Raw genomic sequence first — 26,477 nt, forward strand, 5'->3', positions numbered from 1 at the left:
CCCGCTCGGACTCCACCGGCCGGGCCCGCTTATGAGACATGGCGTCAATGCACTGGCGGGTACGGCATGTGAGAACCCCCGCGTTACACCTTGTTGACGCCGCTGTCAGCCAGGGCCCGGCTAGCGCAGCCCGGTGATCCGCCGGCCGTCCGCCAGCGTGCCGGCCAGGTCGGCCCGGACGCCCTGCGTCGCCCTGACGGCCAGCAGCGGGCCCCGCGCCGACGCGGTGACCCCGCCCGTCGCCGAGACCGACGACGTCCCCGAGCTGCCCGCGGCCAGCAGATACCAGCGCCCGCCCGCCGACTTCCACAGCACTCCGGCCAGCACATGGGGATCCCGCGGCCCGCAGGCCGGTACGTCCGTGCCCTTGGCGACGACCGCCCCGGTCGCCCCGCCCGGCGTACGGAACTGGGCCAGCGCGGCCGTGCCGTCACCGCGCCAGGTCTCGGCCCGTGTGCACACCCACGAACCGGCCCCGCTGCCGTCGGGCAGCGGCTGCTCGGCGTAGGCCCAGGCGTTGACGCTCCGGATGCCCGCCGACCGCTCGGCCGCCAGCGAGCAGGCGAACGGCGCCCACGTGCGCAGCCGTTCGCCACCGGTCACCTCCCGGGGCGAGCCGGGGCGGCCGGCCGTGAGACGGGCCGGGACCAGTTCGCCGAGGTCGCTGGCCACCTGGGTGCCGGACGGGCCGGTCAACTGGAGCACGGTCCACGAGGTGCAGGAACCTGACCGCGGGGCCGGGCCGGCCACCGGCGCGGTCACCCCGTCGGTCACGGTCAGCGGCACCGCGGCCGTGTCCGGCTTCGTCAGGTCACGCCGGGCCGCCCCGCGCACCCACGGAGCGGTGAGATAGCGGACGTTGCCGTCGGCGCGGCTCAGTACCAGCGCGCTCGACCCGGCACGCGTCGCGCCGTCGACCCGGGCGAAGTCGAGGGCCGCGCCCTGGGTGCCGTCCCTCGGCTCGGCGTACCGGGCGATGCGCAGCCCGTCGTACAGGAGCACCACTCGGGCGTTGTCCACCTCGCCCGCGTACAGCAGTCGGGGCGGGCCGGCCGGGCCGCCGGTCGCGGTGCCCGGGGGCGCCGAGACGCGGACCGTCCCCCCGGGACGGGCCCATACCGCGAGGGCCCGGCGCAGCAGGGCGCGGTCCCCGGTGAGGGGACCGCGCGCGGGCCACACCGAGAAGTCGGTGCGGGCCGAGGTGTGCCAGGCGGTGGGGGAGACCCGGGTGAGCCTGCCGGGGTCCAGGGCGGCCTCGGCGGCCGGGTTCTCGGCGTAGACGGGCGCGGCGGCGCCGTCCGGGCCCCAGCCGCCGCCCGGCACGGCCACCAGTACGCCGCACACCGCGAGCGCCGCGGCGGCGGCGAGCGCGCCCCTGGCGTGCTGGTGGCGGCGCCTCAGGTCGGTGGGGCGGGCCTGGAGCGCGCACGGGTCGAACTCGGGGGAGGCGAGCAGGGCCGGGTGCGTGGGCACGCTGTTCGCCGAGGCCAGCGCGCCATCCGGGTCGTCCACGCCGGCGTCCTGGAGGATCTCGCGGACGTCCCGGTCGGACAGCTTCTCCAGGCCGCGCAGCACGTAGGCGGCGCGGGCCGGGGCGGACAGGGTGGCCAGCCGCTGGTCCAGCGCGAGTGCGTCCGCGCCGCCCGAGCCCGGGGACAGCCGCAGGCCCCACACCAGGGGCAGCGTCAGCCGGGGCAGGCCCGTGCGCGGGCGGGCCGCCTCGAGGGCCGCCCGCAGGACCCGCCCGCGCAGATAGGCGTACCCCGGGTCGCCCTCCCGGCCCGGCACTCGGGCCGGGATCACGGCCGGCCGCTTGCGCCCGCGGGGCAGGGCGCGCTGGGCGAGGGCGTGTGCGGTCAGCACGCGGCGACTGCGGCCGGGGCCCGGCGGCAGCACGAGGTAGGCGAGCCGGACCAGCCGGGGGTAGTGCTCGACGAGCGCGGCCTCGGCCTGCTCGACGCCGACGTGACCGGCGGAGGCGGGTGCGTGACGCTGGGCTACTTCCTGTGACTGCACGTCCGGAAGAACGAGCGGGCGGTGGGTTGGTCACCGCCGGACCAGCGTTTCACGCCTCCGGTCCGGTGAGGGCGCGCGCGTAGGCCGCCATCGACCGCTGGTAGCGCGGCAGATGCGGGGCCAGGGCCCCGAGCACGAGGGCCAGCCCCTCGCGGTCACGGCCGAGGGAGGACAGGCACAGGGCGAGGGTGGCGCGGACGGCGTCGTCCAACTCGTCCGAGGACGCGTCCAGTTCGGGAGTGAGGAGCCGGACGCCCTTCGCCGCCTGTCCGATGTTGCGCAGCGAACTCGACAACTGGATCCGGGCGCGGCGGCCCTTGTACCCCGTCAGCCCGCGGGCGAGCGCCAGCCGGTACAGCGGCACCGCCCGGTCCGAGTGGCCGGTCGAGTCCCAGGCGCACGCCGACTCGAAGGGACCCAGCGGACTGCCGGCCGGCAGCTCGGCGACGAGGCCCTCGATCACCGCGCGGAACTCGTCCGCCCGCTCCTGCGGATACTCGTCGAAGGACGCCCAGGCGGCGGCCACGCGGTCTTCCCAGTCCTGGTTCACCGGGTCACCCTGGCACACGGGCGCGCACCCCGGCGAGGAATTTGAGCGGACCGCTCGCGGCATCCGTATCCGTGGACGCCGGGGCATGCTCGGCCCACCAGGACCGGAGGAACAGATGAGGTTGACAAGGCTGCTGCTCGGCGCCGCGGCCGTGACGGCGCTGGCGGGCTGCGCCCCGGGCGGCCGCACCGAGGCGGTGCCGCCCACCGCGACCGGCAGCCTGGAACGCCTGGCCGCCGAGGTGCGCTGCAAGCCGGACATGCAGACCGACGCCGACGAGATCCGCCAGGCCATCTGCCGCAACGGCGACGGCAGGTTCGTCCTCGCCACCTTCGCCACCGACCGGGGCCAGCGCGAGTGGATCAACGAGGCGAAGGACTACGGCGGCCACTACCTGGTCGGCCGCAAGTGGGTGGCCGTCGGCGACGACGGGGTGGTCAAGGCGCTGCGCGGCACGCTCGGCGGCGATCTGGAGGCCGGCACCGACCATCACGCGCACAGCGGCTGACCCGGCCGTGCCACGGGGCACGACGAAGGCCGGCGACGGGAGGGGGACTCGTCACCGGCCTTCTGTCATGTGTCCCTCGCGGGGATCAGGCGCAGTTCTGGCCCCGGTTCAGGCAGTTGGCGATCTTGTTGGCCAGTCCGTTCTTCGTGATGCTGATGAAGTCGTCGTGGTCCGTGGCCGCCTTGTGTAGCTGCTCCGGGAAGCCGTCCACCGCGTAGGCGTTCTTCACCTGGCCGTTCTGCACGGTCGGCGGGGTGATGTTGTACACCAGGCGCATCGTGAGCTGCGGGATGGCCTTGAAGCCGTTCGGGCAGACACCGCTCGCCGGGTCGGCGAAGGCGACGTGCGTGCGGTGGTTGGCGCTGTCGGCGTTCTGCCCGTCCCAGCAGCTCTGGAAGGCGAAACTCCGCACCACCTTGCTGCCCTGCGGGCAGATCGGGTACTGCTGCGTCAACTGGACCTTGCCCTCGAAGCCGGTGCAGCTCCAGTGGGCGTTGGCGTTCGCCAGACCGTTGGTGGTGGTCTTGGCGTCACCGGTGATGATGCGCAGGAACTGCGGCATCGCGACCACCTTGCTCGCCGGGCTGCCCACGTACTTGATCTGGGCCTGGGCCGGGGTCAGGATCTTGCCGACGTTGCCTTCCTTGCCACCGCCGTCCTTGTTCTGGTCGAAGTCCTGCGTACCGTCCTGGACGCGCACGACCGGCCAGTAGTACGACGACAGGTCGCTGGTGTTCTGGCAGCTAGTGCCGCCCTGGAGGAACGTGTTGTTGCTGGCGAACGCGTTGATCTTCTGGTTGCCGACGTAGTCGTGCAGGTGGTGCGCGCCGTTGGTCACGCCGGGCGCCACGATCACGTTGTCGGTGTTGAAGTTCTTGTTGGCGTTCACACCGCAGCGCGTGGTGAACGTGCCGGTCGAGGCGTTCCCGCTCCTGCGCGGCTTGCCCTGGACGTTCGGCGCCACCTTGGTGATGTCGACGAAGTCGGCCGCCGCCGGGCCGTTGCCGGCCTGCCCGCCGACATTGCCCTGCTGACCGTTGTTGCCCTGCTGCTGCCCGTTCTGGCCCTGCTGCTGTCCGCCGTTCTGCTGCTGGCCACCGGTGTTGTTCTGCTGCTGACCGCCCGTGTTGTTCTGCTGGCCGCCGTTCTGCTGCTGACCGCCGGCGTTGGTCTGGTTGGCGGCCTGCGTCGTACAGGCGGCGAGCTGCCGGAGCGCGTCGTCGAAGGAACCGCCGACCCGCTGGATGTCGATCCGGATCCGGTCGATCGTCGCCGCCCGCTTCTCCTTGAGGGGGCCGACGATCGCGTTCTGCACGAAGCTCGCGTCCCGCGTCTGCGCGTTGCGGGTGGCGGCGAGCCGGGTGTAGGCCTCGGTGATCTGCTTGTCGAGGTTGGCCACCTCCGTCGCCACGCCCTGCCGGGCCGCGTTCGGCACGTTCGTCAGCTTCTGGCCGACGTCCGGGCAGGAGATGGTCGCGACCTGCGCCGTCGAGGCCTTGGTCTGGTTGCCTCCCCACGTCTGGTGGTCCGGCTCGTGCGCCGAGGCGTAGAAATTCGCCCAGATCAGCCCGCCCCCGCCGAGCGCTAGGGCCGCCGATGCGGCTATGGCCTTGGTGGCCAGCGGCGTGCGGCGTTTGCGTGTGTTGCGTCCCATGGAACTCCTCTGACTTCCTTGCGGGGCAGCATCGAGGCGCCCGACAGGAGTGAAGCGGCGCCCTTCCATACGCACGCCGTCGCGCAGGTGTTCAACCGTCCCGCGAATCAGTCCCGGGGCCACCACGCCACTTCCGCACCAACAACCGCCTGAACAGCGGATGTTCGCGGGAAATCAGCGGTCGCGGTCCAGGTGGGCGAGCACGGCCAGAACGCGTCGGTTGTCATCGTCCGACACCTCCAGGCCCAGTTTGCCGAAGATGTTGGAGGTGTGTTTGGCAATGGCCCGTTCCGTCACCCCCAACTGTGCCGCGATACCCGCGTTGGACCGGCCCTGCGCCATCAGCTCCAGCACCTCCCGCTCGCGCGGGGTGAGGCGGCCCAGCGCCCGGTCGCCGGCCGACCGCCGTGCCAGGAGCTGCTGGATCACCTGCGGGTCCATCGCCGTACCGCCCGCCGCCACCCGTCGTACCGCGTCCACGAACTGGTCCGTGTCGAACACCCGGTCCTTCAGCAGATAGCCGATGCCGCCGTCGCCGTCGGCGAGCAGCTCGCGCGCGTACAACTGCTCGACGTGCTGGGAGAGCACCAGCACAGGCAGCCCGGGCCGCTCGCGCCGGGCCGCGAGCGCGCACTGGAGACCCTCGTCGGTGTGCGTCGGCGGCAGGCGCACATCGACCACCGCCACGTCCGGCCCCGACCCGGCCAGCGCGCGGGCGAGTTCGGGACCGGTCCCGACGGCGGCGGCGATCTCGAAGCCGTAGGCCTCCAGCATCCGCACCAGTCCGTCGCGCAACAGGAACAGGTCTTCGGCTAGGACAACACGCACGGGATCTCCACGGTCACCATGGTGGGACCGCCGGCGGGGCTGCTGACGGCCAGGACTCCGTCGAATGTACCGAGCCGCCGCTCGATCCCGGCGAGCCCCGAGCCGGGCCCGACGGCCGCGCCGCCCCGTCCGTTGTCCGTGACCGTGATCCGCAGCCGGCCGTCGTCGTGGTGCACGTCGATCCAGATCCGGTCGGCCCCGGAGTGCTTGACCGCGTTGGTGAGCACCTCGCTGACCGCGAAGTAGGCGGCCGACTCGACCGGCGCCTCCACCCGGCCCGCCAGCTCCACGGACACCTCCGTCACCGGCGGCAGCCGCAGCGCCAACGCCCGTACGGCGTCACCGAGTCCGCGTTCGGCGAGGACCGGCGGATGGATGCCGCGCACCAGGTCGCGCAGTTCCTCCAGGGCCTCCGCGGAGTTCCGCCGGGCCTGGGCGAGCAGCCTCTTCGCCTGCGCCGCGTCCCGTTCGACCAGCATCTCGATGGTGCCCAGGTCCATGCCCATCGCGACCAGCCGGGCCTGGGCGCCGTCGTGCAGGTCCCGCTCGATGCGGCGCAGCTCGGCGGCCGAGGTGTCCACCGCGTCCTGCCGGGTCTCGGTCAGCACCCGTACCCGCTCCACGAGTTCGCCCTGTTCCCCGCCGAGAACGGCCCGGGTGAGCCGGAAGTGCGCGGTGAGCAGCCGCGGGGCGAAGCGGTGGGCGAACACCAGCACCGCGGCGGCGAGCGCGGCGGCGAGGAAGGCGGTGGCCTGGCCGGTGACCGGCACGAAGGCGTACCAATAGGTGTCGGCCGGACCGGACACGTACGCGCGCCACAGCCCGGCCGGCAGCAGCAGCCCCTGAAACGGGAAGAACAGCACCAGGGCCGGGAGCAGCGCGGTGACGAAGCCCGCCGTCATGTCGACCAGCAGCCAGCGCACGTCCCGCCAGGTCTGTGGGTCGCGGAGCATGGTGAGGGTGCGCGTCCAGGGGCCGGCGCCCTGCGGGACGGGCCGGTACGCCACCGGGATCCGCACCCCGCACCACTCCTCGGCCAGCCGGCGCCGGGTGTTCGCGTAGTCCCTCAGCCCGCCGAGGATCCAGGGGGTCAGCAGGAACCCGAGTCCCACCGGGAGGAGTTCCAGCGAGACGAGGGTCAGGGTGAGGCACAGCAGCGTCACCGGCAGCATCACCAGGGCGAGGACGAGCCCCCGTACCGCGGCCAGCACCGCCTCCCGGGCGCGGCTGCGGAAGTCGTCCTCGTACGTGTCCGTGTCCATGGGGCCAGTCTGTCCGGCCCGGCCCGCCCGGTCACTGGGCGCAGCCCCACGTCAGGGGGTGGTGCCAGGTACACCCCCGGCGCCGGCCAGCAGCCTCGCCTCCACCCGCGGGTCCAGGCCCGTGGGGGGCCGGTCCGGCCGCAGCGGCGCCGTGCCCCCGGTCTCCGTCAGCCACCGCCAGGTGTCCGCGACGGTCTCGGCGGCCGGCCGGCACACCAGGCCCGTCGCCAGCGCCCGCGACACGTCGGCGCCGTACACCGCGACGTGCAGCTCGCTGTCCGGCGGCACCCACACCGGCAGCTCCGTCCACGGCTCGATCCCGGCGCCGAGGATCACGTCCGGGTCGGTCCAGCGCAGCTCCGCGTCCGCGCCGGTGACACGCAGACAGGCCTGGAGCAGCTCGTCCGTCGTGGTGTGGCCGAGGGGGCTCGCCAGGTTGTACGGCCCGCTCAACTCCCGCTCCACACCGCCCAGCAGCCAGTCGGCGAGGTCGCGCGCGTCGACGTACTGGATCGGCAGCCCACGCGGACCGGGAGCGAGGACGGGGCCGCCGCGGGCCACGCGGGTCAGCCACCAGGGCAGCCGGCCGATGTTCTCGTACGGGCCGAGGATCAGCCCGGCCCGGACCAGGAGGGAACCGGCGGTGCCGAAGGCCCCGACGGCGGCCAGCTCGCCGCCCCGCTTGTCCCGGGCGTAGTCCGTCGCCTCAGCGTCGGCGGCGGCACCCTCGACCAGCGGGGCGTCCTCCGTGCCGCCGCGGGGCCGGGGCCAGGCGTACACCGACCGGCTGGAGACGTACACGTACCGCCCGGCCCGGCCGCGCAGCAGCCGGGCCGCCGCGTCCACGGCACGCGGCGCGCCCGGCCAGGTGTCGACCACGGCGTCCCAGCCGCCGCCGTCCGCCGCGAGCGCGGCGAGGCCGTCGGCGGCGGTACGGTCACCGGTCAACGCCCGCACGCCCGGCGGGGCCGGGTGCCGCCCCCGGTTGAGGACGGTCACCTCCCAGCCGCGTCCGAGCGCGGCCTCCACGACGGCCCGCCCCACGAACTCCGTACCGCCCAGCACCAGAAGTCTCATGCCGGGATGGTGCCCCGTCCGGGGGCGGACCGGAACCGGACTCTGCCGAGGGCAGAGCCGCCAGGAGGGTCAGCGGCCCGCCGGCGGGGTGTACTTGTAGCCGACGCGCCGCACCGTCTGGATGGTCTGGCGGTGCTGGGCGCCCAGCTTGCGGCGCAGCCGGGCGATGTGGACGTCGACGGTGCGGCCGTCACCGACGTGGCCGTACCCCCAGACCGTGGTGACGAGCTGGTCGCGGGTGTGCACCCGGTGCGGGTGCGCCACCAGGTGCGCGAGCAGCTCGTACTCCAGGTAGGTCAGGTCGAGTTCACGGCCGTCCACGCTGGCGGTGCGCTGCACGGGGTCGATCCGCACCAGCGGCTCGGCGTCGCCGGCGTCCTGCTCGGCCTCCGGCTGGTCCGGGACCGCGACCGGCAGGAACGGGGGCCGCTGGTCGGCCGGGACCAGCACCAGGTAGCCGACCATCGGCGGCTGGCCGGGCAGGGTGGGCAGGGTGTGCTGCGGCGCGGGCAGCCAGGTGGCGCCGGGCGGCAGGAAGTCCGCGACGTCCACCACCTCGTCCCGGTCGACGGCGCGCAGCCGGTGCCGGGAGCCGTTCTGGGCAGGGGAGTTGACGGCGGCGGTGGAGAGGGAACGGGTGGTCGCCATGAGAGGTCAGCTCTTTCGCGCGAGAGGTTCGTCGGGCAGGACGGCGGCCACGATTCGTGGTCGGGCACGCCGGGGACGTACGTCGTTTCGCGCTGGCCGAAGGCCGGGGGTGTACGGCTTTAGAGGGCCCGCGCGTTCGTCGCGCGGCAACACACACGGTCGAAGTCGTGGTGCTGACGGGAAGGCCAGAACGGCTGGAGGTCGTGACGACCCGTCGCGGTGATCATCTGGAAGCCGGCCATGGGCCCATTGAAGCAGAGGCGCACGCCCGGCAGGAGTCTCCTCTCACTGCTTGGACGCTTCCTTGGCATGAAATTGACATTGCGTGCGACCGCGGGACCGGCCCGAAGGCCTGGTCAGGGGCCTGGGGGCCGGTCGGCGTGTCCGGAATCCCGTCTCACTCCTCGGACGGCACCGTCGCGGCCGCGAGGCGGCGGCATGCGCGAGGGGCGCCCGCCATGACGGCGGGCGCCCCTCGGATGCGGTCCGGCGGATCAGACCTGACCGGCCCTCTCCGGCGCGGCGCAGCAGGTGTCCACCGACAGGCGGGTCACCGCGTACGGGTCGACGTTGGCGTTCGGGCGGCGGTCCTCGAGGGCCGGTGTCCCGCTCTCCGTGGCCGTGGACAGCGGGACACCCGCGTCATCACCGGACCGGTTCCCGGGTCCGGGCCTCACCCCACCTTCTCGATCACCGCCCGCCGGATGAGGAACTTGCCGGGCTCGCGGACCTGCTCGAACGCGGCGTTGTTCAGCAGGACGCAGCTTCCGGAGACGGACGTCACCTTCACCGTGGTGGACTTGTTGTTGTCCAGGTTGGTGACCTTGAGCGTCGTCCCCGCCGGGAACTGGCCGCTGGAGGCGGCCGGGGCGCCGCCCTCACCGGAGAGCGTCACGGTGGAGCCCTTGCACACCTGCTGACCGGAGGCCTGCTGGGCGCCCCCCGCCTGCTGGCCGTTGCCCTGCTGGGCGCCGCCCGCCTGCTGGCCATTGCCCTGTTGAGCGCCGCCCGCCTGCTGGCCCGAGCCCTGCTGGGCGCCGCCGTTCTGCGCCGCCTGGGAGTCCTGAGCCGACTCCCCAACGGTGCAACCGGACGCCTTCTGCTGGACCTTGATCTGGTCGATCACCGCCTGCCGGTTGGCGATCCGGGCCGCCGACTGCGCGTCCGGCTTCGCCTTCTGGCCGTCGATGAACTTCTGGTTGTTGCCGAGGGCGGTGGCGAGCCCCTGGCAGACCGTCGAATCACCGGTGGACAGGGTCTTCGCCTGCTGTGGCTGTGCGGCGCCGGACGTGCCGGCCAGCGCGAAGGCCCCACCGCCCGCCACCGCCGCGGCGCTGACGAGCAGCGCGATCTTCTTCTTCGTACCGAGACTTCGCTTGCGCGACATGCGCGCCTCCTGAAGAGCTAGGGGAGCGTACGCCGCTATGTACGAGATACCGAACGAAGTGACTCAACGGTCCCGGCACTGTCTCAAGTAACGTGAGTCACAGGCGAGTTGAGAAGCGCTCAGTTTTCTCTGCCACGGGACACGCCCTCCCGCACCGCCTCCTCGGTCCGCGCGACCAGGGCCGTACCGTCGTCGGCGGTGATGATGGGCCGCTGGATCAGCCGGGGGTGCTCGGCGAGGGCCGTGATCCACCGCCCCCGCGACGCCTCGTCCCGGGCCCAGTCCCCGATCCCCAGCTCCTGGGCGACCGCCTCCTGGGTGCGGGTGATGTCCCACGGCTCCAGGCCCAGCCGCTCCAGAACGGCCCTGATCTCGTCCTCGCCCGGCACGTCCTCCAGATAGCGGCGGACGGTGTAGTCGGCCTTCTCGGCGTCCAGCAGGCTGAGGGCGCTACGGCACTTGGAGCAGGCCGGGTTGATCCAGATTTCCATGCGGCACACGGTACCCGGCCCCACCCCTGTTCGAATTCCCGACACCTCGGCAGCCCCACCGTCATCTGCCGTGACGGGGCGCCAATTTCCCGCCTCACCTGGCGCTTTACTGACTCCGGCACGCCCCCGGTTGTCAGTGCCCGGCAGTAGACTGGAGGCAGTGTTCGAGGGCAGGCGCCGGACCGCCGGCGGCTGCCCTGACCGCGACAGGAGGATGCCCGTGCCCGCTGCCGCCCTGAAGCCGAAGCCGTTGCCGACCCAGTCCACCGCCCAGCGATCCGTGCTGTTCGACTCGCCCTACGAGCCCGTGGCGAAGCGCCCCCTGCCGGCCGGACGGCCACGCGAGTGGTACGTCGCGCACAACCGGCGCCTGAAGGCCATGCGCCTCGCCATAGCCCTGCTCGACTCCGGGGTCCACCTCCCGGGCGAGGCCCGCGACGAGACCATCCGCGGCACTGCGGAGCGGATCGGGATGCGTCCGCCGTCCGACACGACGTGCCACATGGTGCGGGCGCTGATGCGTTACTCCCGCTGAACCGGCCGTGCCGCCGGGTGCCCCGCCGGTGCGGGGCACCCGGCACCGTCACGCCGTCGGCTCCCGCTCCGACACGGCCTCCACCAGCGCCGCCACCAGTGCCCTCCGGTCCTCCGCGTGGTCGCGCAGCCACAGCCCCAGCCAGTGGTCGGCGTCCGTTAGCTCCAGGCGCGAGAACCGCGCGCGGGCCGACAGCGCTTCCTGCACGGCTCGGGTCACCACCGCCGGGATGACCGTGTCGGTGCCCGGGACCACCAGGACCGCCCGGCCCTCGTAGGACGAGAAGGCCTCCAGGGCGGGGGAGGTCCGCCAGCTATCGGGAGTGCGGATGATCTCCGAGAAGCGGCTGTCACCGTCGCCGAACGGCACCTCCCAGGCCTCGGGGGAGTAGACGGCGGGCGCGCACAGGCCGACGGCGGCGACCCGGCGTCCGTAGTGCCGCATCAGATCCGCGACCGTCTGGCCGCTCATGCTGAAGCCGACCAGGATCAGCGGATCGTCCGCCGGGGCGTGCGCGTCGAGCACCGCCACCGCCTGCTCGTGGCGCCGGCGCAGGCTCAGCTCGGCGAGCGCGCCCGTGCTGTCGCCGTGTCCGGAGAAGTCGAACGCCAGGGCACGGCAGCCGTGGCCGGCGAAGTCGGCGAGCAGCGGCGACAGCCGTTCCTTGCTGCCGTTGCCGGCGCCGTGCAGCAGGATCGCCGTGGCCCGGCCGGCCGGACCGGCGCTCACCCCGCTGAGCCGTTCGCCGTCGTACGCGTAGCTGAAACCGGTGAGTTCGTCCATGCGGGTCATTCACTCACGCCGGCCCCGCGGCCGGAGAACCGGACGCACCCGCGGTGACGCTCTCCCCGCGCCGGGCGGAACGGAGGCGCGACGGCCCCTCCGCCCGGTCTCCCCGGACGCGGCACCCACTCCGGGCGGCGCCGGACGTCACAGGCCCGGGGCGCCCCAGACCGGGAACCAGCGGCCCAGGTCCGGCTCGATCCGCAGGTCGTCCCCGAGCACCGCCCGCACCTGCAGCTCCAGCGCGCTGTCCCGCCGCCCGGCGCCACCGGGCAGTGGACCGAACGGGTAGTACGTGCCGCGCTTGTACAGGTAGACGAGCGCCAGCTTCCGGCCGGTGTCATCCCTGAAGCCGGCCAGGGAGCAGAGTAGCTGCGGACCGAAGCCGTTGGCCTCCAGGGACGTGTTCACCGCGTGCAGGTCACCGACGAGCTGCGGCAGCCGGTCGGGGGAGCGGCGGGACACCAGCCAGGAGTAGCCGTAGCCGTCCCGGCGCAGCTCCACCGGCGGGCCGGTGCGGTCGCTGTCCGCGTCCAGCAGCGCCCGCACCTCACGGTGGGTCTGCTCGAAGGCCGCCCCCTCCACGGTGGCGAAACACACCGCACCGTCGCCGGTCGCCGTGAAACCGGCCGCCGCCTGGAGGGTCACGGCGGCGGAGGGCAGCGCGAACAGCCGGTCGAGATCCGGCGCGACCGGTCTCGTACGGCCCAGCAGGATGTCCAGCAGGCCCACCGCTCAGCCCGCCCTGCCCGGACGGGCGGCCTCGCCCAGCTCCGCGGAGATCCGGCCGAGCTGCTCCAGCCGCTGCTCCAGGGCCGGGTGGGTGGAGAAGAACCGCTCCAGACCGGCCTTCCCGCCGGTCGCCGGGGTGAAGTAGAAGGCGTTGAACGCCTGGACCGTGCGCAGGTCCTCGGCCGGGATCCGGGCGATCTCCCCGGAGACCTTGGTCAGCGCCGACGCCAGCGCCGAAGGCCGCCCGGTGAGGAGGGCCGCCGCACGGTCGGCCGCCAGCTCCCGGTACCGGGACAGCGCTCGGATCAGCAGGAAGCTGATCGCGTACACGGCCAGGGAGACACCCAGTACGGCGGCGAGCACGGCGGCCGTGTTCTGGTCCCGGCGGCCCCCCGCCCAGGATCTGCGAGTAGAGGGCGAACCGCACGACCAGACCGGCGAGCACCCCGAGGAACGACGCGATCGTGATCACGGCGACGTCCTTGTGCCGCACGTGCGACAGCTCGTGCGCCAGCACGCCCTCCAGCTCCCCGGGATCCAGCCGGCGCAGCAGCCCGGTGGTCACGCAGACGACGGCGTGCTCGGGGCTGCGCCCGGTCGCGAACGCGTTCGGCATGTCCATCGGGGACACGGCGACCGCCGGCTTGGACAGGTCGGCCATCGCACACAGCCGGTCCACCACCGCGTGCAGCTCCGGATACTCCTCGCGCTCGACGACCCGCCCGCGCATCGCGAACATGGCGATCCGGTCGGAGAACCAGAACTGCGCCACGAACATCGCCCCGACCAGGACGGCCACCAGCACCCAGGACCGCAGCAGCACGATCAGCGCGGCGACGAACCCGACGTACAGCAGCCCGAGCATGAACAGCGTCAGACCCATGCGCACGGTCAGGCGCCGGTCGCTCCGGAATCGGCTCTGCATGCTGCATCACCCCGCACTCAGGCACTCGTCCCGCATCCAGTGTGCACCCGCCGCTCCCCATGAAGCGGTCGGGAACGCGCCCAGGGGCGGCAAAGAGGCCACGGCCGCGCCGGCGCGCGTCAGTAGGAGGAACGCATCTGCGCGTAGCCCAGCAGCACGATCACCACGGCCACGCAGCCGAGCACCACGGCCGTCGACACCCACGACGAGCGGCGCGGCACCGGACCGGGGTCGGCGCGGAAGGGCGCCGGGTCCGGCGGGTTCTCCTTCCAGCGGGCGGCGAGCATCCGGGCCCGCGCGGAGGGCTCCTTGTGCTCGGCCGAGTTCGCCCACCTGTGATCGAACTCGCGCTCCCACTCTTCCTGTTCCGGCATTCCCCGTGCCACCTCTCTCGTCCGGCAGAGCCCGGAGGGACGATCCCCCGACAATAGGAAGTCCGGGAAGCGCGCAAGGTTGCACGGGGGAGCGGACCGGCCAGCCGGGCTGACGAAGACAGTCCCGGCAGGCGGTGGGCGCGAGGCACCGAGGACGCTCACGGGGCGCTCGCACCGTCGCTGTCCTCACTGACGTGTGCTCCCAGTGGCGCACGCCGAGGGGTTCCGCCGTTCGAGCCGGCCACATGGGTGCCGGGGGAGTCGGCACCTGCCGACCGGCTACGCCCCCCGGACCCGACCGCACCGTTCCACTCCTGCCGTACCCGGCGCCAGGCGCTGATGATCTGCGGCAGTCTCGCCAGCACGTCGCTGACCTGCGCCAGCAGGAGTGAAACCGCGCCGAAGAATGCGAGGATGAAGAGGGAGGATGCCGTCCCAGGCCATCAGCGACTCCCCCATTCCGGCCGCCGGGCCACACTGTGACGCATGGTGACGGCCCGCAGGCCGGGGCTGCTCGCCGGAAGCAGCGCAGCAGCGCGGACCCGATCCAGTCGAGGTCGCGCTCGTCCTTCCACGTCTCCGGGTAGCCGCGTATATCGGCCTCTTCGTGATCGGTCAGCGAAGGGCTTCGCCACAGCGGCGGGTACCCAGCCTCCGTCCAGCGGTGCCACCGTTCGATGTCTGCCACGCGCAGACCGACGACACCGTGACCTGCACACCCGGCGTGTCATCGGTGGACAGATGGGGCCATGGCTCCTTCATCCACGAACGACCCTGCAACGGGGCGGTGCAGGACCGGGATCGGCCGCCTGACGGCCTTCCCCGAGTCTGCCGCAAACAGGGGGCCGCGCGTACAAGGCGGATGATCGGTCCGGATCAGTCGTCCCGCTCCGCTTCCGGCTCTCCGGATGCATGGCCTTCCCTGCTGCTGAGGTCGGCCGCGAGCGTGCCGGGGCTGGTGGCGCTCGTCGAGTGGTCCAGGCCGCCGGACCCGGTACCACCGCTCAGTTCCTGCCGTACCTGCCGCCACGCGCGGATGATCTGTGGCAGCCTCGACAGAACCTCGCTGATCTGCGTCAGCAGTAGCGTGACGCACCCGAACGCGGCAAGGATCACCAGGCTGACGTCGTCCCACTTCACAGCGCGGCCCCCCTGTTCTGCCGGGCCGGTTCGCGCCGCGCGGACAGCCACGGCGCCGCGTGACCGAGTCCGACGCCGGTGTGGTCGCCGAGACGGGCGCGTTGCGGTCGCCAGAGGATTCGGATACGCGTGCGAGCCAAGGTGGTGCCCGTGCTTCTGTGCATTCGTTACCTCGCGCCACCCGGGCCGGCACTTAGGGTGACATACCTGGTGAACCACTGATGTCCGCGTGGCGGAGTTGGATGATCCACGCCCATGTGCGGCTACCACGGGTGCCGGGGCCCGTGGCGCGCCGCCCACCGACTCGCCGCGAGCCGGGGTGGCGCGTCAGCCGAGCAGGGCCTGGCGGGAGATCCAGTCGAGTGTGTCTGCCCCTAGCCGGTCGGGTGCTTCGAGCAAGGCGGCCTCCACGGCCGAGAGGCCGGCCAGCGCCTCGGGCGCGCCCGAACGGTCCAGCACGGCGAGACGGTCCATCGCCGAGGCGACAGCGCCGGGCCAGCCTGGCATACCGAAGCCGGTGGGAGCCTTGGACGCGGCCGAAGCGGCTCTGTGCAGCAGCCCTGCGCGCCAGCCCTGTTCACGCATCACCTCCGCGGTGAACCGGACCTCGTCGTCCACGTGCCGGACGAACTCCGCCACCGCGGATCCGGACGCCGTCCGCAGCGCGAAGCGCGAGCCGCCGGCCCACGGGAGGTCCACGTCCGAGGCGACGGCCAAGAACGCGAGCAGCGCTTCGGGCCCGTCATGCCGCGCGGCCACCAGCGCCGCGCGGGCCCTGCGGTACAGATCGACGCTTTGCGCGAAGATTTCCCCCTCGCTCGGCCCGCCGTCGGCGCGGATCACATCCAGCGGCCCCTCGCACCAGGCGTCGGCGACCAGACCGGCCGCCGCCGCGCTCACCAGAACATCGGTGTCGTCCGTGTCGATGCCGTAGCGCGCCAGAACAGCGGGGGCCTGTTCCTCGACGGCCGGAAGCGGCGGACGCTTCTCCTCGGCCTCGGTCTCCTTCAGGAGCGACGCAAGCCGAGGTGACAGGGGTTCCGGTTGCGGCTTCTCCACGGTGATTCCGTGCTCCAACAGATCCTCGAAGACGGCGTCCGGCCCGCAGTCGATGTGTGAGGAGTCGTGGCGTCCCGAGCAACCCTCCGGACACTCGAACTCCTCGCACATGTCAGGCTCTTCGGGCTGCGCCTCGTTGATCAGGTGATAGGCGAGCCGCTGCGCCACCGCCTCCCGCGCCGTGATCATGGCCAGGTCGAGCCGGAAAGCCTCGTCCCTGAGCTGCGAGTCCTCGCGATCCACAGAAGCAGGCGGCTCGGGTGCCTCCGGGACCCAGGTGTACGCCGATTCCAGTGAGACCAGTAGCCAGGCGACCGGCAGCGCCTCGGTACCACCGTCCCGGGCCAGCCGGGCCACGGCCTCCGCGGCCTGCCTCACACGGTCGAGCCGGGTGAGATGCCGCTCACGCGCCGGCAGCCAGGCCGCGGACTCCTCTCGGGCCCGCCTGGCGTCCTGGGGCAGAGCGGCGTCGCGGGTCCGCCGCGCCCGGGTGACCAACCGGGTCAGACACGGACGGCATCCGAACAGCCCGGACGTCGGTGTCGGCCCGAGCGGTATGGCCGCGAGGTCGTCGCTGAACGGCTCGTCGCACAGACAGCAGTCAAGGCCGCCCACCTGACGTGACGTGGGCATGCTGGGCATGGCGGCGCGGATCGTGCCATGGGCGTAGGAGGGGATGTGCATGGGTGGCGACTCCTCGGCTGGCGGCGCTCCATCGGCGCCCTTCCCATGCTCACCTCGACGTTCGGCCGCGAGTCACGGTTTGGCGGGCGGGACGGCGAACTTGACGAAAGCTGACTCGGCTCTGGCCAGTGGCTTCTACGGTGTTGGCGGAACTTGACACCCCGAGCAGGGAGGAACCCGCGTGGCCGCTTCCAACGCCTCATCCCAACCGCTGAAGGCACACTCGGAGTTGGCCGAAGCCCTGCGGGAGCTGCACCGGGCAGCCGGCCGGTTGAGCTTCCGGAAAGTGAGCACGCTCATCCGCGGCCGTGACGACCGGTTGTCGGAAGCCAGTCATGAGAGCGTGCGGTCCGCCGTCAACGGGATACGGGTGCCGCGATGGGAGACCGTCCACGACATCGTCATGGTGCTCGCCGGCCTGTGCAGCCCGCCCCGGGACGAGGAGTCCGAGACGGCCAGGTTCCTGCCGCTGTGGCGCGCGATCCGTGAAGGGGAGTCGGGCGCGCTGAAGTCGTTCCAGGAACTCGTCAACGGCGGCTGGGGAGGTGAGGACGGCAAGTGGACGCCGGAGCTGGTCATGGGCGCCCTGCTCAACCCCTTCAACGCCATCGAGATCCACCCGTCGCTCGCCGTCCCGCACGAGCCGCTGGTGTCGGAGGACGACTGGGTCCGGCTCATGCTGAAGCACATGGAGGAGCAGGGCGCCGAACACGCACTGCGTGTCCTACTGCACATGCTGAAGGGCGATTACGTGGGGGCGGCGGAGGGCGCGCCGTACGGATACCGCAACCCCGACCGGGAGGCGATGGAGGCGTACGCGGCCTTCCGGTACGGCTGCCGGGAGATCCTCCGGCGGCTGGGCGGCGAGCCGAATCTCCTCGCGGCGTCGATCCTCGCCATGCGCGCCGACGAGACGATGGACCGGGACGACCGGGCGGAGATGCTGGAGAACGAGTCGGACCTGAGCCTGATGCGCGAGGTGATGATCGTGACTCCGGACACCTGGCACGAGGTGTCGGAGGAAGCGCATCACATGGTCTTCGGCTATCTGATCAAGCAGATCAGCCCCGTGGGCCCGCTCGGGCTTCCCGACACCGAGCGCTTCCGCATCACCTGGCGCATTCCCGAGCCGCCCGCGGCGTGACGCCCCCGCATTCGGGCCCGGATACGCCGGCGAGGGTCGCCACCCCCGACCGTGGGGCAGCGACCCTCGCAGGTCACAGCTTCGCGCAGGGCTCCGTTCAGGTCACCCGACCGTGCTTCCTAGACGTCGAAGTACAGCTCGAACTCGTGCGGGTGCGGGCGCAACTGGAGCGGCGCGATCTCGTTGGTGCGCTTGAAGTCGATCCACGTCTCGATCAGGTCGGGCGTGAAGACGTCGCCCTGGAGGAGGAACTCGTGGTCGGCCTCCAGGCGGTCCAGGACCGCGCCGAGGGAGGTCGGGACCTGGGCCACGTTCGCGTGCTCCTCGGGAGCCAGCTCGTAGAGGTCCTTGTCGATCGGCTCGGCCGGCTCGATCTTGTTCTTGATGCCGTCCAGACCGGCCAGCAGCAGCGCGGAGAAGGCCAGGTACGGGTTGCCGGAGGCGTCGGGGGCGCGGAACTCGACGCGCTTGGCCTTCGGGTTGGAGCCGGTGATCGGGATACGCATCGCGGCCGAGCGGTTGCGCTGCGAGTACACCAGGTTCACCGGGGCCTCGAAGCCCGGCACCAGGCGGTGGTAGGAGTTCACCGTCGGGTTGGTGAAGGCCAGCAGCGACGGCGCGTGCTTGAGGATGCCGCCGATGTAGTAGCGGGCGGTGTCCGACAGGCCCGCGTAACCGGCCTCGTCGTAGAACAGCGGGTCGCCGTTGCTCCACAGCGACTGGTGCACGTGCATGCCCGAGCCGTTGTCACCGAAGATCGGCTTCGGCATGAAGGTCGCGGTCTTGCCGTTGCGCCAGGCGATGTTCTTCACGATGTACTTGAAGAGCTGGAGGTCGTCCGCGGCGGCCAGCAGCGTGTTGAACTTGTAGTTGATCTCCGCCTGGCCGGCGGTGCCCACCTCGTGGTGCTGGCGCTCGACCTTCAGGCCGGACTTCTCCAGCTCCAGGGAGATCTCGGCGCGCAGGTCGGCGAAGTGGTCGACCGGCGGGACCGGGAAGTAACCGCCCTTGTAGCGGACCTTGTACCCGCGGTTGTCCTCCAGCGCACCGGTGTTCCAGGCGCCCGCCTCGGAGTCGATGTGGTAGAAGGACTCGTTCTCGGCGGTCCGGAAGCGCACGGAGTCGAAGACGTAGAACTCGGCCTCGGGACCGAAGTACGCGGTGTCCGCGATACCGGTCGAGGCGAGGTAGGCCTCCGCCTTCTTCGCCACGTTGCGGGGGTCACGGGAGTACTGCTCGCCCGTGATCGGGTCGTGGATGAAGAAGTTGATGTTGAGGGTCTTGTCCCGGCGGAACGGGTCGACCCGCGCGGTGGACAGGTCGGGCCGCAGGGCCATGTCCGACTCGTGGATGGCCTGGAAACCGCGGATCGAGGACCCGTCGAACGCCTGCTCGGCGTCGGGGTCGAACGCCTCGGCGGGCAACGTGAAGTGCTGCATGACGCCCGGCAGGTCGCAGAACCGGACGTCGACGAACTTGACGTCCTCGTCCGCGATGTACTTCTTGGCCTCGTCGGCGTTCTGGAACATCCAGCTCCTCCTACTCCCGACCGTCGACGCCGGGGTGGTATGTCGTTCGTGCGGCCAGTGCGGTGGCACACGCTGGTCCCGACCCTAGGGACGGGTGATTTCTCGGGCGTGACCCGATTGTTTCGCAGAAGTTAACCAGTCACCTGTCCGCCGTAGCTCCGGGTACACCCCTGGGCGTAGTGCCCGGAACCGGGCACAGTACCGTGGACGGGTGGACAACAGGCAGGCACTCGGATCGTGGCTCTCCGGCCCCCGCGCGGCCATGGAGGACGCGGGCGCCGACTTCGGATACCGGGGCGAGCAGCTAGGTCTGCCGGAGGACGGGCCGAACTCGATCGCACGGCCCGGACGGCGGCTCGGCGCCCTCGTCGTGGACTGGGCGCTGTGCGTGCTGATCGCATACGGCCTGATCACCCACGGCTACGGCCCCGCCACCAGCAACTGGGCACTCGGCGTCTTCTTCGTCCTGAGCGCCCTGACCGTCGGCACGGTCGGCTTCACCCCGGGCAAGCGCCTGTTCGGCATCCGGGTCGTGGCCCTGGAGACCGGCACTGTCAGCCCTGGGCGCTCGCTGCTGCGCACGGTCCTGCTGTGCCTCGCGATCCCCGCCCTGGTCTGGGACCGGGACGGCCGCGGCCTGCACGACCGGCTCGCCAGGACGGTCGAAGTCCGCAGCTGACACACGTGCCGGACGGGCACCGACGTCCCGGACGGCACCCGCATGCCGGAGGCGGCCTGGACGCCGGGCACCGCCCGCGTGCCGGAGGAAACCCGCACAGCGGATGCCCCACGTGCCGGCCGCCATCCGCACCCCCGGACGGTATCCGACGCACGGCGTCCGACGCCGCCCGTGTCCCCAGGTGCGGGCGGCGTCCGGCGTGTGCGCGGCCGTCTCAGCCGCGGCGCAGGATGTCCGCCAGCACCTCCCGCAGCCCGGCCTCCGGGTCCCGGACGGTGCCGGAGGCACGCCAGGCCACGAATCCGTCCGGCCGCACCAGCACCGCCCCGTCGGCCGTGACGCCGTGGGCCGCCGCCCAGTCTTCGCCCTCCGTGTCGTACGTCAGCCCGGCGTCCGCGCCCGCACCGATCCGGTACGCCTCCAGGGGCACGCCGTCCGTGCCGGCGACACGGCCCGCGGCGGCGTGCCAGCCGGCGCCGGCCGCAGACCCGGCGTCGCAGAGCAGCACCGGGAACCGCTCGTACAGGTCGAGGGTGGAGATCCGTTCGCCCGCGCGGCGCAGCCACAGGTGCGGGGCCCGGCTGCCCGGCTCCCCGGTCAGCCGCAGCCCGTCGGGGACGACCGGCTGGTCCGGGTCGGCGCCCACGACGGCGCCCTCGGGGTAGCGGTAGCCGAGGACCACGTTGAGGATGCCGCCGCGCTTGCCGCCACCGATGCCGGGCGCGGGCGCGAAACCGGGGTGGCTGTGCTCCACCGAGCGGGCCGAGGCCCGGGCGCTGGTCGCCAGGGCCACCGGCCGGCGCTCGGTGTCGTACGTCCCCAGCAGGCCGGGCCCGGCCCAGCCACCGAGTACGGCGGCCAGCTTCCAGGCCAGGTTGTGGGCGTCCTGGATGCCGGTGTTGGAGCCGAACGCGCCGGTGGGCGACATCTCGTGGGCGGAGTCGCCCGCGAGGAACACCCGGTCGGCCGCGTACCGTTCGGCCACCCGTTCGGCGGCCCGCCAGGACGCCTTTCCGGTGATCTCGACATCCAGGTCCGGGGCGCCGACCGCGTGGCGGATGTGCCGCTGGAGCCGCTCCTCGGTGAACTCCTCCAGGGTCTCGCCGTGCTCCGGGTGCCAGGGGGCGTGGAAGACCCAGTTCTCCTTGTTGTCGACCGGCAGCAGCGCCCCGTCACCCCCCGGGTCGGTGAGGTAGCAGCAGATGAAACGCCGGTCGCCGACGACGTCGGCGAGCAGCTTGGACCGGAAGGTGACGCTCACGTTGGCGAAGAGGTCGCCGGGGCCGTCCTGCCCGATGCCGAGCCGGCCCCGGACGGGGCTGCGCGGGCCGTCGGCCGCGACCAGGTAGTCCGCGCGGACGGTGTACATCCGGTCGCTGTCGCGGTTCCGGATGTACGCCGTCACTCCTTCGGGGTCCTGCGCGAACGACTCCAGCTCGTGGAAGTACCGCAGGTCGCCGCCGAGCGCGCGGGCCCCCTTCACGAGGACCGGCTCCAGGTCGTTCTGGCTGCACAGGCACCACCCCGTGGGGCTGAGTCTCGCGAGCCCGCCGCCCGGGTCGATCTCCTTGAACAGCCATTCCCCGGCGTCACCGACCAGGGACGGGGTCTGGAGGATGCCGTGGTTGCCCGCGAGGAGCGCGGCCGCCTCCTGGATGCCGGGCTCGACGCCGGCCCCCCGGAACAGCTCCATCGTCCGCACGTTGTTGCCGCGTCCGCGCGGGTGGACCGAGGTCCCGGAGTGCCGCTCGACGAGCATGTGCCGTACGCCGAGACGGCCCAGGAACAGGGACATGGACAGGCCCACCAGAGAGCCGCCCACGACGAGGACGGGAACCTGGTGATCGGCTTTGTGCTGCATCGAGGCTCCTGAGGCAGAGGTGGGGTGTGGGGTGTGAGGCGTGTCGGAGTGTCCATGCCCGGTGGGAGGGGTTCCGCGTGCGCAATCACCCGCGTGGTTCACGCGAGTCGCGCGCACCGGGGGACCGGCACAGGATCAGAAAGCGCTGACGTCGCGTCATCGGCGGCCGGCGTTCGGCTCTGCCCCCCGTGAAGGAGATGTGCGCAGCATGACCACCACGTCGGAAAAGGTTTCTGAACAGCTGACGCGACACGTGTCGAAGCGGGTCTCCCAGTCCGTGTTCGACGGCTCCCGCCTCCGCGTCGTCCTGCTGGTGGACGTACACGACGGCGCCCAGCAGCAGTTCCTGGAGGCCTACGAACAACTGTGCAGCCAGGTCGCGTCCGTGCCCGGCCACGTCAGCGACCAGTTGTGCCAGTCGATCGAGAACCCCTCCCAGTGGCTCATCACCAGCGAGTGGGAGAGCGCCCCGCCGTTCCTCGCCTGGGTGAACAGCGAGGAGCACGTGCGGATGGTGGAGCCGCTCCATAGCTGCGTGCGGGACACCCGCTCGCTGCGCTTCCACGTCGTCCGCGAGACGGGCGGCGACGCCGCCGCGGCCAGCGCGGCACAGCGCCGGCTCCAGACGGCCCCGCGGATCGGCGACGGCGTGATCCGGCACGCGCTCACCTTCACGGTGAGGCCGGGCAGCGAGCCGCAGGTCGCGAAGATCCTCGCGGACTACGCCTCGCCCGAGGCGCGGGTCGACGAGACCACCCGTCTGATGCGCACCTCCCTGTTCATGCACGGCAACCGGGTCGTCCGGGCCATCGAGGTCCGCGGTGACCTGCTCGCCGCACTGCGCCACGTCGCCCGGCAGCCCGAGGTACGGGCGGTCGAGGAGGCCATCAACCCCTACCTGGAGCAGGAGCGGGACCTCCACGACCAGGAGTCCGCACGGGTGTTCTTCACCCGGGCGGCGCTGCCGGCCGTCCACCACGTCAGCGCGGACGAACTGCCCGAGGGCGAGCGGCACGCGCTGTACTACCCCGCGAGGCCGGGCCTCGGGATGCGGCTGGCCGAGCTGCTCGCCCGGCAGGACGAGGAGGCGGCGGAGGACCCGGGCAGCCCGGTCCTGCGCAGCACGATCTTCCAGCGTGACGACGTCGTCGTCCGGCTGATCGACGTGCGCCCCGGCCCGGGCGCCGACGCGGTCCTGCCGCGACGCGCGGCGCGGGCCCCGCTGGACGCCCTGCTGGACGGCGACGCCGTCCGCATGGAACTCATCACCGACCGCCGCTCGCCGGTCGCCTGACTGTCAGGCGCAGCACACCCACGGAGGAACGTCGTGATCAAACCCCTTCCGAAGATCGTGGACCTCAGCGAGGTCGAGCACAACACCCGGCGCGGTGGCGATCTGCGAGCCATGCTCACCCCGGCCACGGTGGGCTCCACCAGCGGTTTCATGGGCGTGGCCCTCATCCGGCCCGGCGAGCGCATCGGCGAGCACTACCACCCGTACTCCGAGGAGTTCGTGTACGTCGTCTGCGGGGAGCTGGAGGTGGACCTCGACGGCGAGCCGCACCCGCTCCGGCCGGAGCAGGGGCTGATGATCCCCATCGACGTGCGCCACCGGTTCCGCAACGTGGGCGACGTGGAGGCGCGGATGGTCTTCCACCTGGGTCCGCTGGCCCCGCGCCCGAGCCTGGGACACGTCGACACGGAGGAGACGGAGGTCATCGGGGCCGCCGCGGTGGTCACGGAGCCCGCTGTCGCGGGTGCCGCCCGCGGCCGGGGTCAGGTCCGGTCATGACCCGGCGCGTGGCGGTCACTGGCATAGGCATCGTCGCCCCGGGCGGCATCGGCGTACCGGCCTTCTGGGATCTGCTCGCCAACGGCCGGACCGCGACGCGGGGCATCACCTTCTTCGACCCCTCGGGACTGCGGTCGCGCATAGCGGCGGAGTGCGACTTCGACCCGGCGGCCCACGGCCTGGACGAGGAGCAGGCCGCACGCGCGGACCGGTACATCCAGTTCGCGCTGGTCGCCGGGGCGGAGGCGGTCCGTGACTCGGGCCTCGACCTGGCGCGGGAGGACCCGTGGCGGGTCGCGGTGTCCCTGGGCACCGCGGTCGGCGGCACCACCCGGCTGGAGCACGACTACGTCCTGGTCAGCGATCGCGGCGAGCACTGGGACGTCGACCACCGGCAGGCGGAGCCGTACCTGCACCGGGCGTTCTCGCCCAGCACGGTCGCCTCCGCGGTGGCGGAACGGTTCGGCGCCCAGGGCCCGGTGCAGACCGTCTCCACCGGCTGCACCTCCGGCCTGGACGCGGTCGGGTACGCCTTCCACACCGTTGAGGAGGGCCGGGCGGACATCTGCATAGCGGGTGCCTCCGACTCCCCGATCTCCCCGATCACCATGGCCTGCTTCGACGCGATCAAGGCCACGTCCCCCAACAACGACGACCCCGCCCACGCCTCCCGGCCCTTCGACAACAACCGTGACGGATTCGTCATGGGCGAGGGCGGCGCGGTGCTCGTCCTGGAGGAACTGGAGCACGCCCGGGCCCGCGGCGCCCATGTGTACTGCGAACTGGGCGGTTACGCCACCTTCGGCAACGCCTACCACATGACCGGCCTGACCAGCGAGGGCCTGGAGATGGCGCGGGCCATCGAACTGGCCCTCGATCACGCCCGGCTGGACCCGACGGCGATCGACTACGTCAACGCGCACGGCTCCGGCACCCGGCAGAACGACCGTCACGAGACGGCGGCCGTGAAACGGGCGCTCGGCCCGCACGCCTACGACACGCCGATGAGCTCCATCAAGTCGATGGTGGGGCACTCCCTCGGGGCGATCGGGGCGATCGAGGTCGTCGCCTGTGTGCTGGCCCTGGCCGAGCAGGCCGTACCGCCGACCGCCAACTACGACACCCCCGACCCCGAGTGCGACCTGGACTACGTCCCGCGCGTCGCCCGCGAACGGAAGCTCTCCAGCGTCCTGTCCGTGGGCAGCGGGTTCGGGGGCTTCCAGTCCGCCGTGGTCCTGACCCGGACGAGGGAGAGGACACCATGAGCGAACCGCACGACCGGCGCGCGGCCATCACCGGCATCGGGGTGGTCGCGCCGAACGGCACCAGCACCGACACCTTCTGGAAGGCCACCCAGGAAGGCCTCAGCGTCCTCGACCGGGTCACCCGCGAGGGCTGTGAGCACCTTCCGCTGAAGGTGGCCGGCGAGGTCCGCGGCTTCGACCCGGCGGCGACGATCGAGGAGCGGTTCCTCGTCCAGACCGACCGGTTCACCCACTTCGCCATGGCCGCGGCGGACTTCGCCCTCGACGACGCGCGGCTCGGGCAGGCCGACGCCACCGAGGCGCCCTACTCCATCGGCGTGGTGACGGCGGCCGGCTCCGGCGGCGGCGCGTTCGGCCAGCGCGAACTCCAGCAGCTATGGAGCAAGGGCAGCCGGTTCGTCGGCCCCTACCAGTCCATCGCCTGGTTCTACGCCGCCAGCACCGGCCAGATCTCCATCCGCCGCAAGTTCAAGGGCCCCTGCTCGGTCGTCGCCTCCGACGAGGCCGGCGGCCTGGATGCCCTGGCGCACGCGGCACGGGCCGTACGGCGCGGCACCGACGTGATCGTGGCCGGTTCCACCGAGGCGCCGCTCGCGCCGTACTCGGTGGTCTGCCAGCTCGGTTACGACGAGCTGAGCACCGTCGCCGACCCGTCCCGCGCCTACCGCCCGTTCACCGAGGACGCCTGCGGGTTCGTGCCGGCCGAGGGCGGCGCGATGCTCGTGGTGGAGGCGGAGACGGCCGCCCGGGAACGCGGCGCGGACATCCGCGCCCATCTCGCGGGACACGCGGCGACCTTCACCGGCGCCTCCCGCTGGGCGGAATCCCGCGAGGGGCTCGCCCAGGCGATCCGCGGCGCCCTGGCCGAGGCGGACTGCGCCCCGGAGGAGGTCGACGTGGTCTTCGCCGACGCCCTCGGGGTACCGGAGGCCGACCGCGCCGAGGCGCTGGCCATCGCCGACGTCCTCGGCGCGCACGGCCGGCGCGTGCCCGTCACGGCGCCCAAGACCGGGACCGGCCGCGGCTACTGCGCGGCACCGGTGCTGGACACCGCGGCGGCCGTGCTGGCACTGGAGCACGGCCTGATCCCACCCACCCCGGGTGTCGTCGCCGTCTGCCACGACCTCGACCTCGTGACCGGCCGAGCCCGCCCCGCCGAGTTGCGTACGGCGCTGATCCTCAGCCGGGGCCTGATGGGGTCGAACTCGGCACTCGTCGTGCGCCACGGCGCCGTCGGGTGAACCGCACCGCCGCCCGCCCAGCAGCACACCAGCAGCAAAGGAGAAGGAATCGCCATGAGTGACCGCATCACCGTGGAAGAGCTGTCCGAACTCATGAAGAAGGCCGCCGGAGTCACCGTCTCCGCGGAGGAGCTCCAGCAGCGGTACGACTCCGGCTTCGACGCCCTCGGCGTCGACTCGCTCGGCCTGCTCGGCATCGTCGGCGAGCTGGAGAACCGGCACGGGGCACCGATGCCGACCGACGCGGAGCGTTCCAGGACGCCCCGCCAGTTCCTCGACCTCGTCAACAGCGCACTGCCCGCGGGAGCCTGAC

Annotated in this window: 26 protein-coding genes and 1 pseudogene; 9 read left to right on the plus strand and 18 right to left on the minus strand. The window is 72.3% G+C overall.

Going from position 1 to position 26,477, the window contains the following annotated elements; genetic code table 11:
- Positions 1-120: 120 nt before the first annotated feature.
- The gene (locus D9753_RS25540; RefSeq protein WP_121789115.1) at positions 121-2,016 is read right to left on the minus strand and encodes a hypothetical protein; all 1,896 of its coding nucleotides are present in this window, start codon (positions 2,014-2,016) and stop codon (positions 121-123) included.
- Positions 2,017-2,065: 49 nt separating this feature from the next.
- Complete coding sequence (locus D9753_RS25545; protein ID WP_121789116.1) at positions 2,066-2,584, minus strand: tetratricopeptide repeat protein; 519 nt, start codon at positions 2,582-2,584, stop codon at positions 2,066-2,068.
- A gap of 97 nt (positions 2,585-2,681) precedes the next feature.
- On the opposite strand from D9753_RS25545, the gene D9753_RS25550 reads away from it, so the two are divergent.
- The gene (locus tag D9753_RS25550; RefSeq protein WP_205614261.1) at positions 2,682-3,074 is read left to right on the plus strand and encodes a hypothetical protein; all 393 of its coding nucleotides are present in this window, start codon (positions 2,682-2,684) and stop codon (positions 3,072-3,074) included.
- A gap of 85 nt (positions 3,075-3,159) precedes the next feature.
- Here the strand turns inward: D9753_RS25550 and D9753_RS25555 are convergent, their stop codons facing one another.
- The 8 genes from D9753_RS25555 to D9753_RS25590 form a co-directional block, all read right to left on the minus strand.
- Positions 3,160-4,728: a DUF1996 domain-containing protein gene (locus D9753_RS25555; protein ID WP_121789117.1), complete on the minus strand. Its 1,569-nt coding sequence runs from the start codon at positions 4,726-4,728 to the stop codon at positions 3,160-3,162.
- 174 nt (positions 4,729-4,902) lie between these two features.
- Positions 4,903-5,556, minus strand: a complete 654-nt coding sequence (locus D9753_RS25560; RefSeq protein WP_121789118.1) for a LuxR C-terminal-related transcriptional regulator — start codon at positions 5,554-5,556, stop codon at positions 4,903-4,905.
- Positions 5,541-6,818: a sensor histidine kinase gene (locus D9753_RS25565; protein WP_121789119.1), complete on the minus strand. Its 1,278-nt coding sequence runs from the start codon at positions 6,816-6,818 to the stop codon at positions 5,541-5,543. Before D9753_RS25565 ends, D9753_RS25560 begins: the two co-directional genes overlap by 16 nt.
- Before the next feature lie 51 nt (positions 6,819-6,869).
- Entirely contained in the window at positions 6,870-7,895 is a 1,026-nt protein-coding gene (locus D9753_RS25570) for an NAD-dependent epimerase/dehydratase family protein (RefSeq protein ID WP_205614262.1), read from the minus strand.
- A gap of 69 nt (positions 7,896-7,964) precedes the next feature.
- The gene (locus D9753_RS25575; RefSeq protein ID WP_121789121.1) at positions 7,965-8,543 is read right to left on the minus strand and encodes a winged helix-turn-helix domain-containing protein; all 579 of its coding nucleotides are present in this window, start codon (positions 8,541-8,543) and stop codon (positions 7,965-7,967) included.
- A gap of 494 nt (positions 8,544-9,037) precedes the next feature.
- Entirely contained in the window at positions 9,038-9,220 is a 183-nt protein-coding gene (locus D9753_RS37155) for a hypothetical protein (protein WP_205614457.1), read from the minus strand.
- The gene (locus D9753_RS25585) at positions 9,217-9,930 is read right to left on the minus strand and encodes an RlpA-like double-psi beta-barrel domain-containing protein (RefSeq protein WP_121789122.1); all 714 of its coding nucleotides are present in this window, start codon (positions 9,928-9,930) and stop codon (positions 9,217-9,219) included. Before D9753_RS25585 ends, D9753_RS37155 begins: the two co-directional genes overlap by 4 nt.
- A gap of 119 nt (positions 9,931-10,049) precedes the next feature.
- The gene (locus D9753_RS25590; protein WP_121789123.1) at positions 10,050-10,421 is read right to left on the minus strand and encodes an ArsC/Spx/MgsR family protein; all 372 of its coding nucleotides are present in this window, start codon (positions 10,419-10,421) and stop codon (positions 10,050-10,052) included.
- Between the two features lie 220 nt (positions 10,422-10,641).
- Here D9753_RS25590 and D9753_RS25595 point away from each other — a divergent pair, with 220 nt between their 5' ends.
- The gene (locus D9753_RS25595) at positions 10,642-10,956 is read left to right on the plus strand and encodes a hypothetical protein (protein ID WP_121789124.1); all 315 of its coding nucleotides are present in this window, start codon (positions 10,642-10,644) and stop codon (positions 10,954-10,956) included.
- Positions 10,957-11,004: 48 nt separating this feature from the next.
- Here D9753_RS25595 and D9753_RS25600 read toward each other — a convergent pair whose 3' ends face one another.
- From D9753_RS25600 to D9753_RS25625, 6 genes and pseudogenes are all read right to left on the minus strand, one after another.
- On the minus strand, positions 11,005-11,739 hold the full coding sequence (locus D9753_RS25600; RefSeq protein WP_240468286.1) for an alpha/beta hydrolase: 735 nt from the start codon (positions 11,737-11,739) through the stop codon (positions 11,005-11,007).
- Between the two features lie 147 nt (positions 11,740-11,886).
- A complete protein-coding gene (gene pspAB / locus D9753_RS25605; protein WP_121789126.1) occupies positions 11,887-12,471 on the minus strand; it encodes a PspA-associated protein PspAB in 585 nt (194 codons plus the stop codon).
- A 3-nt stretch (positions 12,472-12,474) separates the two neighbouring features.
- Positions 12,475-13,396, minus strand: a pseudogene (gene htpX, locus D9753_RS25610) (zinc metalloprotease HtpX).
- A gap of 119 nt (positions 13,397-13,515) precedes the next feature.
- A complete protein-coding gene (locus D9753_RS25615; protein ID WP_121789127.1) occupies positions 13,516-13,770 on the minus strand; it encodes an SCO2583/SCO2584 N-terminal domain-containing protein in 255 nt (84 codons plus the stop codon).
- Between the two features lie 876 nt (positions 13,771-14,646).
- A complete protein-coding gene (locus D9753_RS25620; protein ID WP_121789128.1) occupies positions 14,647-14,910 on the minus strand; it encodes a hypothetical protein in 264 nt (87 codons plus the stop codon).
- Positions 14,911-15,237: 327 nt separating this feature from the next.
- Positions 15,238-16,653 carry a hypothetical protein gene (locus D9753_RS25625; RefSeq protein ID WP_121789129.1) on the minus strand — a complete coding sequence of 472 codons (1,416 nt, stop codon included), beginning with the start codon at positions 16,651-16,653 and terminating at the stop codon, positions 15,238-15,240.
- A gap of 286 nt (positions 16,654-16,939) precedes the next feature.
- Here D9753_RS25625 and D9753_RS25630 point away from each other — a divergent pair, with 286 nt between their 5' ends.
- Positions 16,940-17,797, plus strand: coding sequence for a hypothetical protein (locus tag D9753_RS25630; protein ID WP_240468287.1), 858 nt, complete (start codon positions 16,940-16,942; stop codon positions 17,795-17,797).
- Between the two features lie 119 nt (positions 17,798-17,916).
- Here the strand turns inward: D9753_RS25630 and glnA are convergent, their stop codons facing one another.
- Positions 17,917-19,326, minus strand: a complete 1,410-nt coding sequence (glnA, locus tag D9753_RS25635; protein ID WP_121789130.1) for a type I glutamate--ammonia ligase — start codon at positions 19,324-19,326, stop codon at positions 17,917-17,919.
- Positions 19,327-19,537: 211 nt separating this feature from the next.
- Between glnA and D9753_RS25640 the strand changes: the two genes are divergently transcribed.
- A complete protein-coding gene (locus D9753_RS25640; RefSeq protein ID WP_121789131.1) occupies positions 19,538-20,005 on the plus strand; it encodes an RDD family protein in 468 nt (155 codons plus the stop codon).
- Positions 20,006-20,219: 214 nt separating this feature from the next.
- Here D9753_RS25640 and D9753_RS25645 read toward each other — a convergent pair whose 3' ends face one another.
- Positions 20,220-21,866, minus strand: a complete 1,647-nt coding sequence (locus D9753_RS25645; RefSeq protein ID WP_121789132.1) for an FAD-dependent oxidoreductase — start codon at positions 21,864-21,866, stop codon at positions 20,220-20,222.
- A 208-nt stretch (positions 21,867-22,074) separates the two neighbouring features.
- Between D9753_RS25645 and D9753_RS25650 the strand changes: the two genes are divergently transcribed.
- Genes D9753_RS25650 through D9753_RS25670 form a run of 5 tightly spaced genes read left to right on the plus strand, consistent with a single transcriptional unit; the run spans position 22,075 to position 26,476 of the window.
- Positions 22,075-23,160: a SchA/CurD-like domain-containing protein gene (locus D9753_RS25650; RefSeq protein ID WP_121789133.1), complete on the plus strand. Its 1,086-nt coding sequence runs from the start codon at positions 22,075-22,077 to the stop codon at positions 23,158-23,160.
- Between the two features lie 33 nt (positions 23,161-23,193).
- A complete protein-coding gene (locus D9753_RS25655) occupies positions 23,194-23,658 on the plus strand; it encodes a cupin domain-containing protein (protein ID WP_121789134.1) in 465 nt (154 codons plus the stop codon).
- Positions 23,655-24,923 carry a beta-ketoacyl-[acyl-carrier-protein] synthase family protein gene (locus tag D9753_RS25660; RefSeq protein ID WP_121789135.1) on the plus strand — a complete coding sequence of 423 codons (1,269 nt, stop codon included), beginning with the start codon at positions 23,655-23,657 and terminating at the stop codon, positions 24,921-24,923. The genes D9753_RS25655 and D9753_RS25660 overlap by 4 nt, the downstream gene beginning before the upstream one ends.
- Positions 24,920-26,164 (plus strand): ketosynthase chain-length factor, encoded by a 1,245-nt coding sequence (locus D9753_RS25665; protein ID WP_121789136.1) that lies wholly within the window; start codon positions 24,920-24,922, stop codon positions 26,162-26,164. Before D9753_RS25660 ends, D9753_RS25665 begins: the two co-directional genes overlap by 4 nt.
- 54 nt (positions 26,165-26,218) lie before the next feature.
- Positions 26,219-26,476: an acyl carrier protein gene (locus tag D9753_RS25670; protein ID WP_121789137.1), complete on the plus strand. Its 258-nt coding sequence runs from the start codon at positions 26,219-26,221 to the stop codon at positions 26,474-26,476.
- The last annotated feature ends 1 nt before the right edge of the window (position 26,477 follow it).

The organism is Streptomyces dangxiongensis, from assembly GCF_003675325.1.
GTDB classification, from domain to species: domain Bacteria; phylum Actinomycetota; class Actinomycetes; order Streptomycetales; family Streptomycetaceae; genus Streptomyces; species Streptomyces dangxiongensis.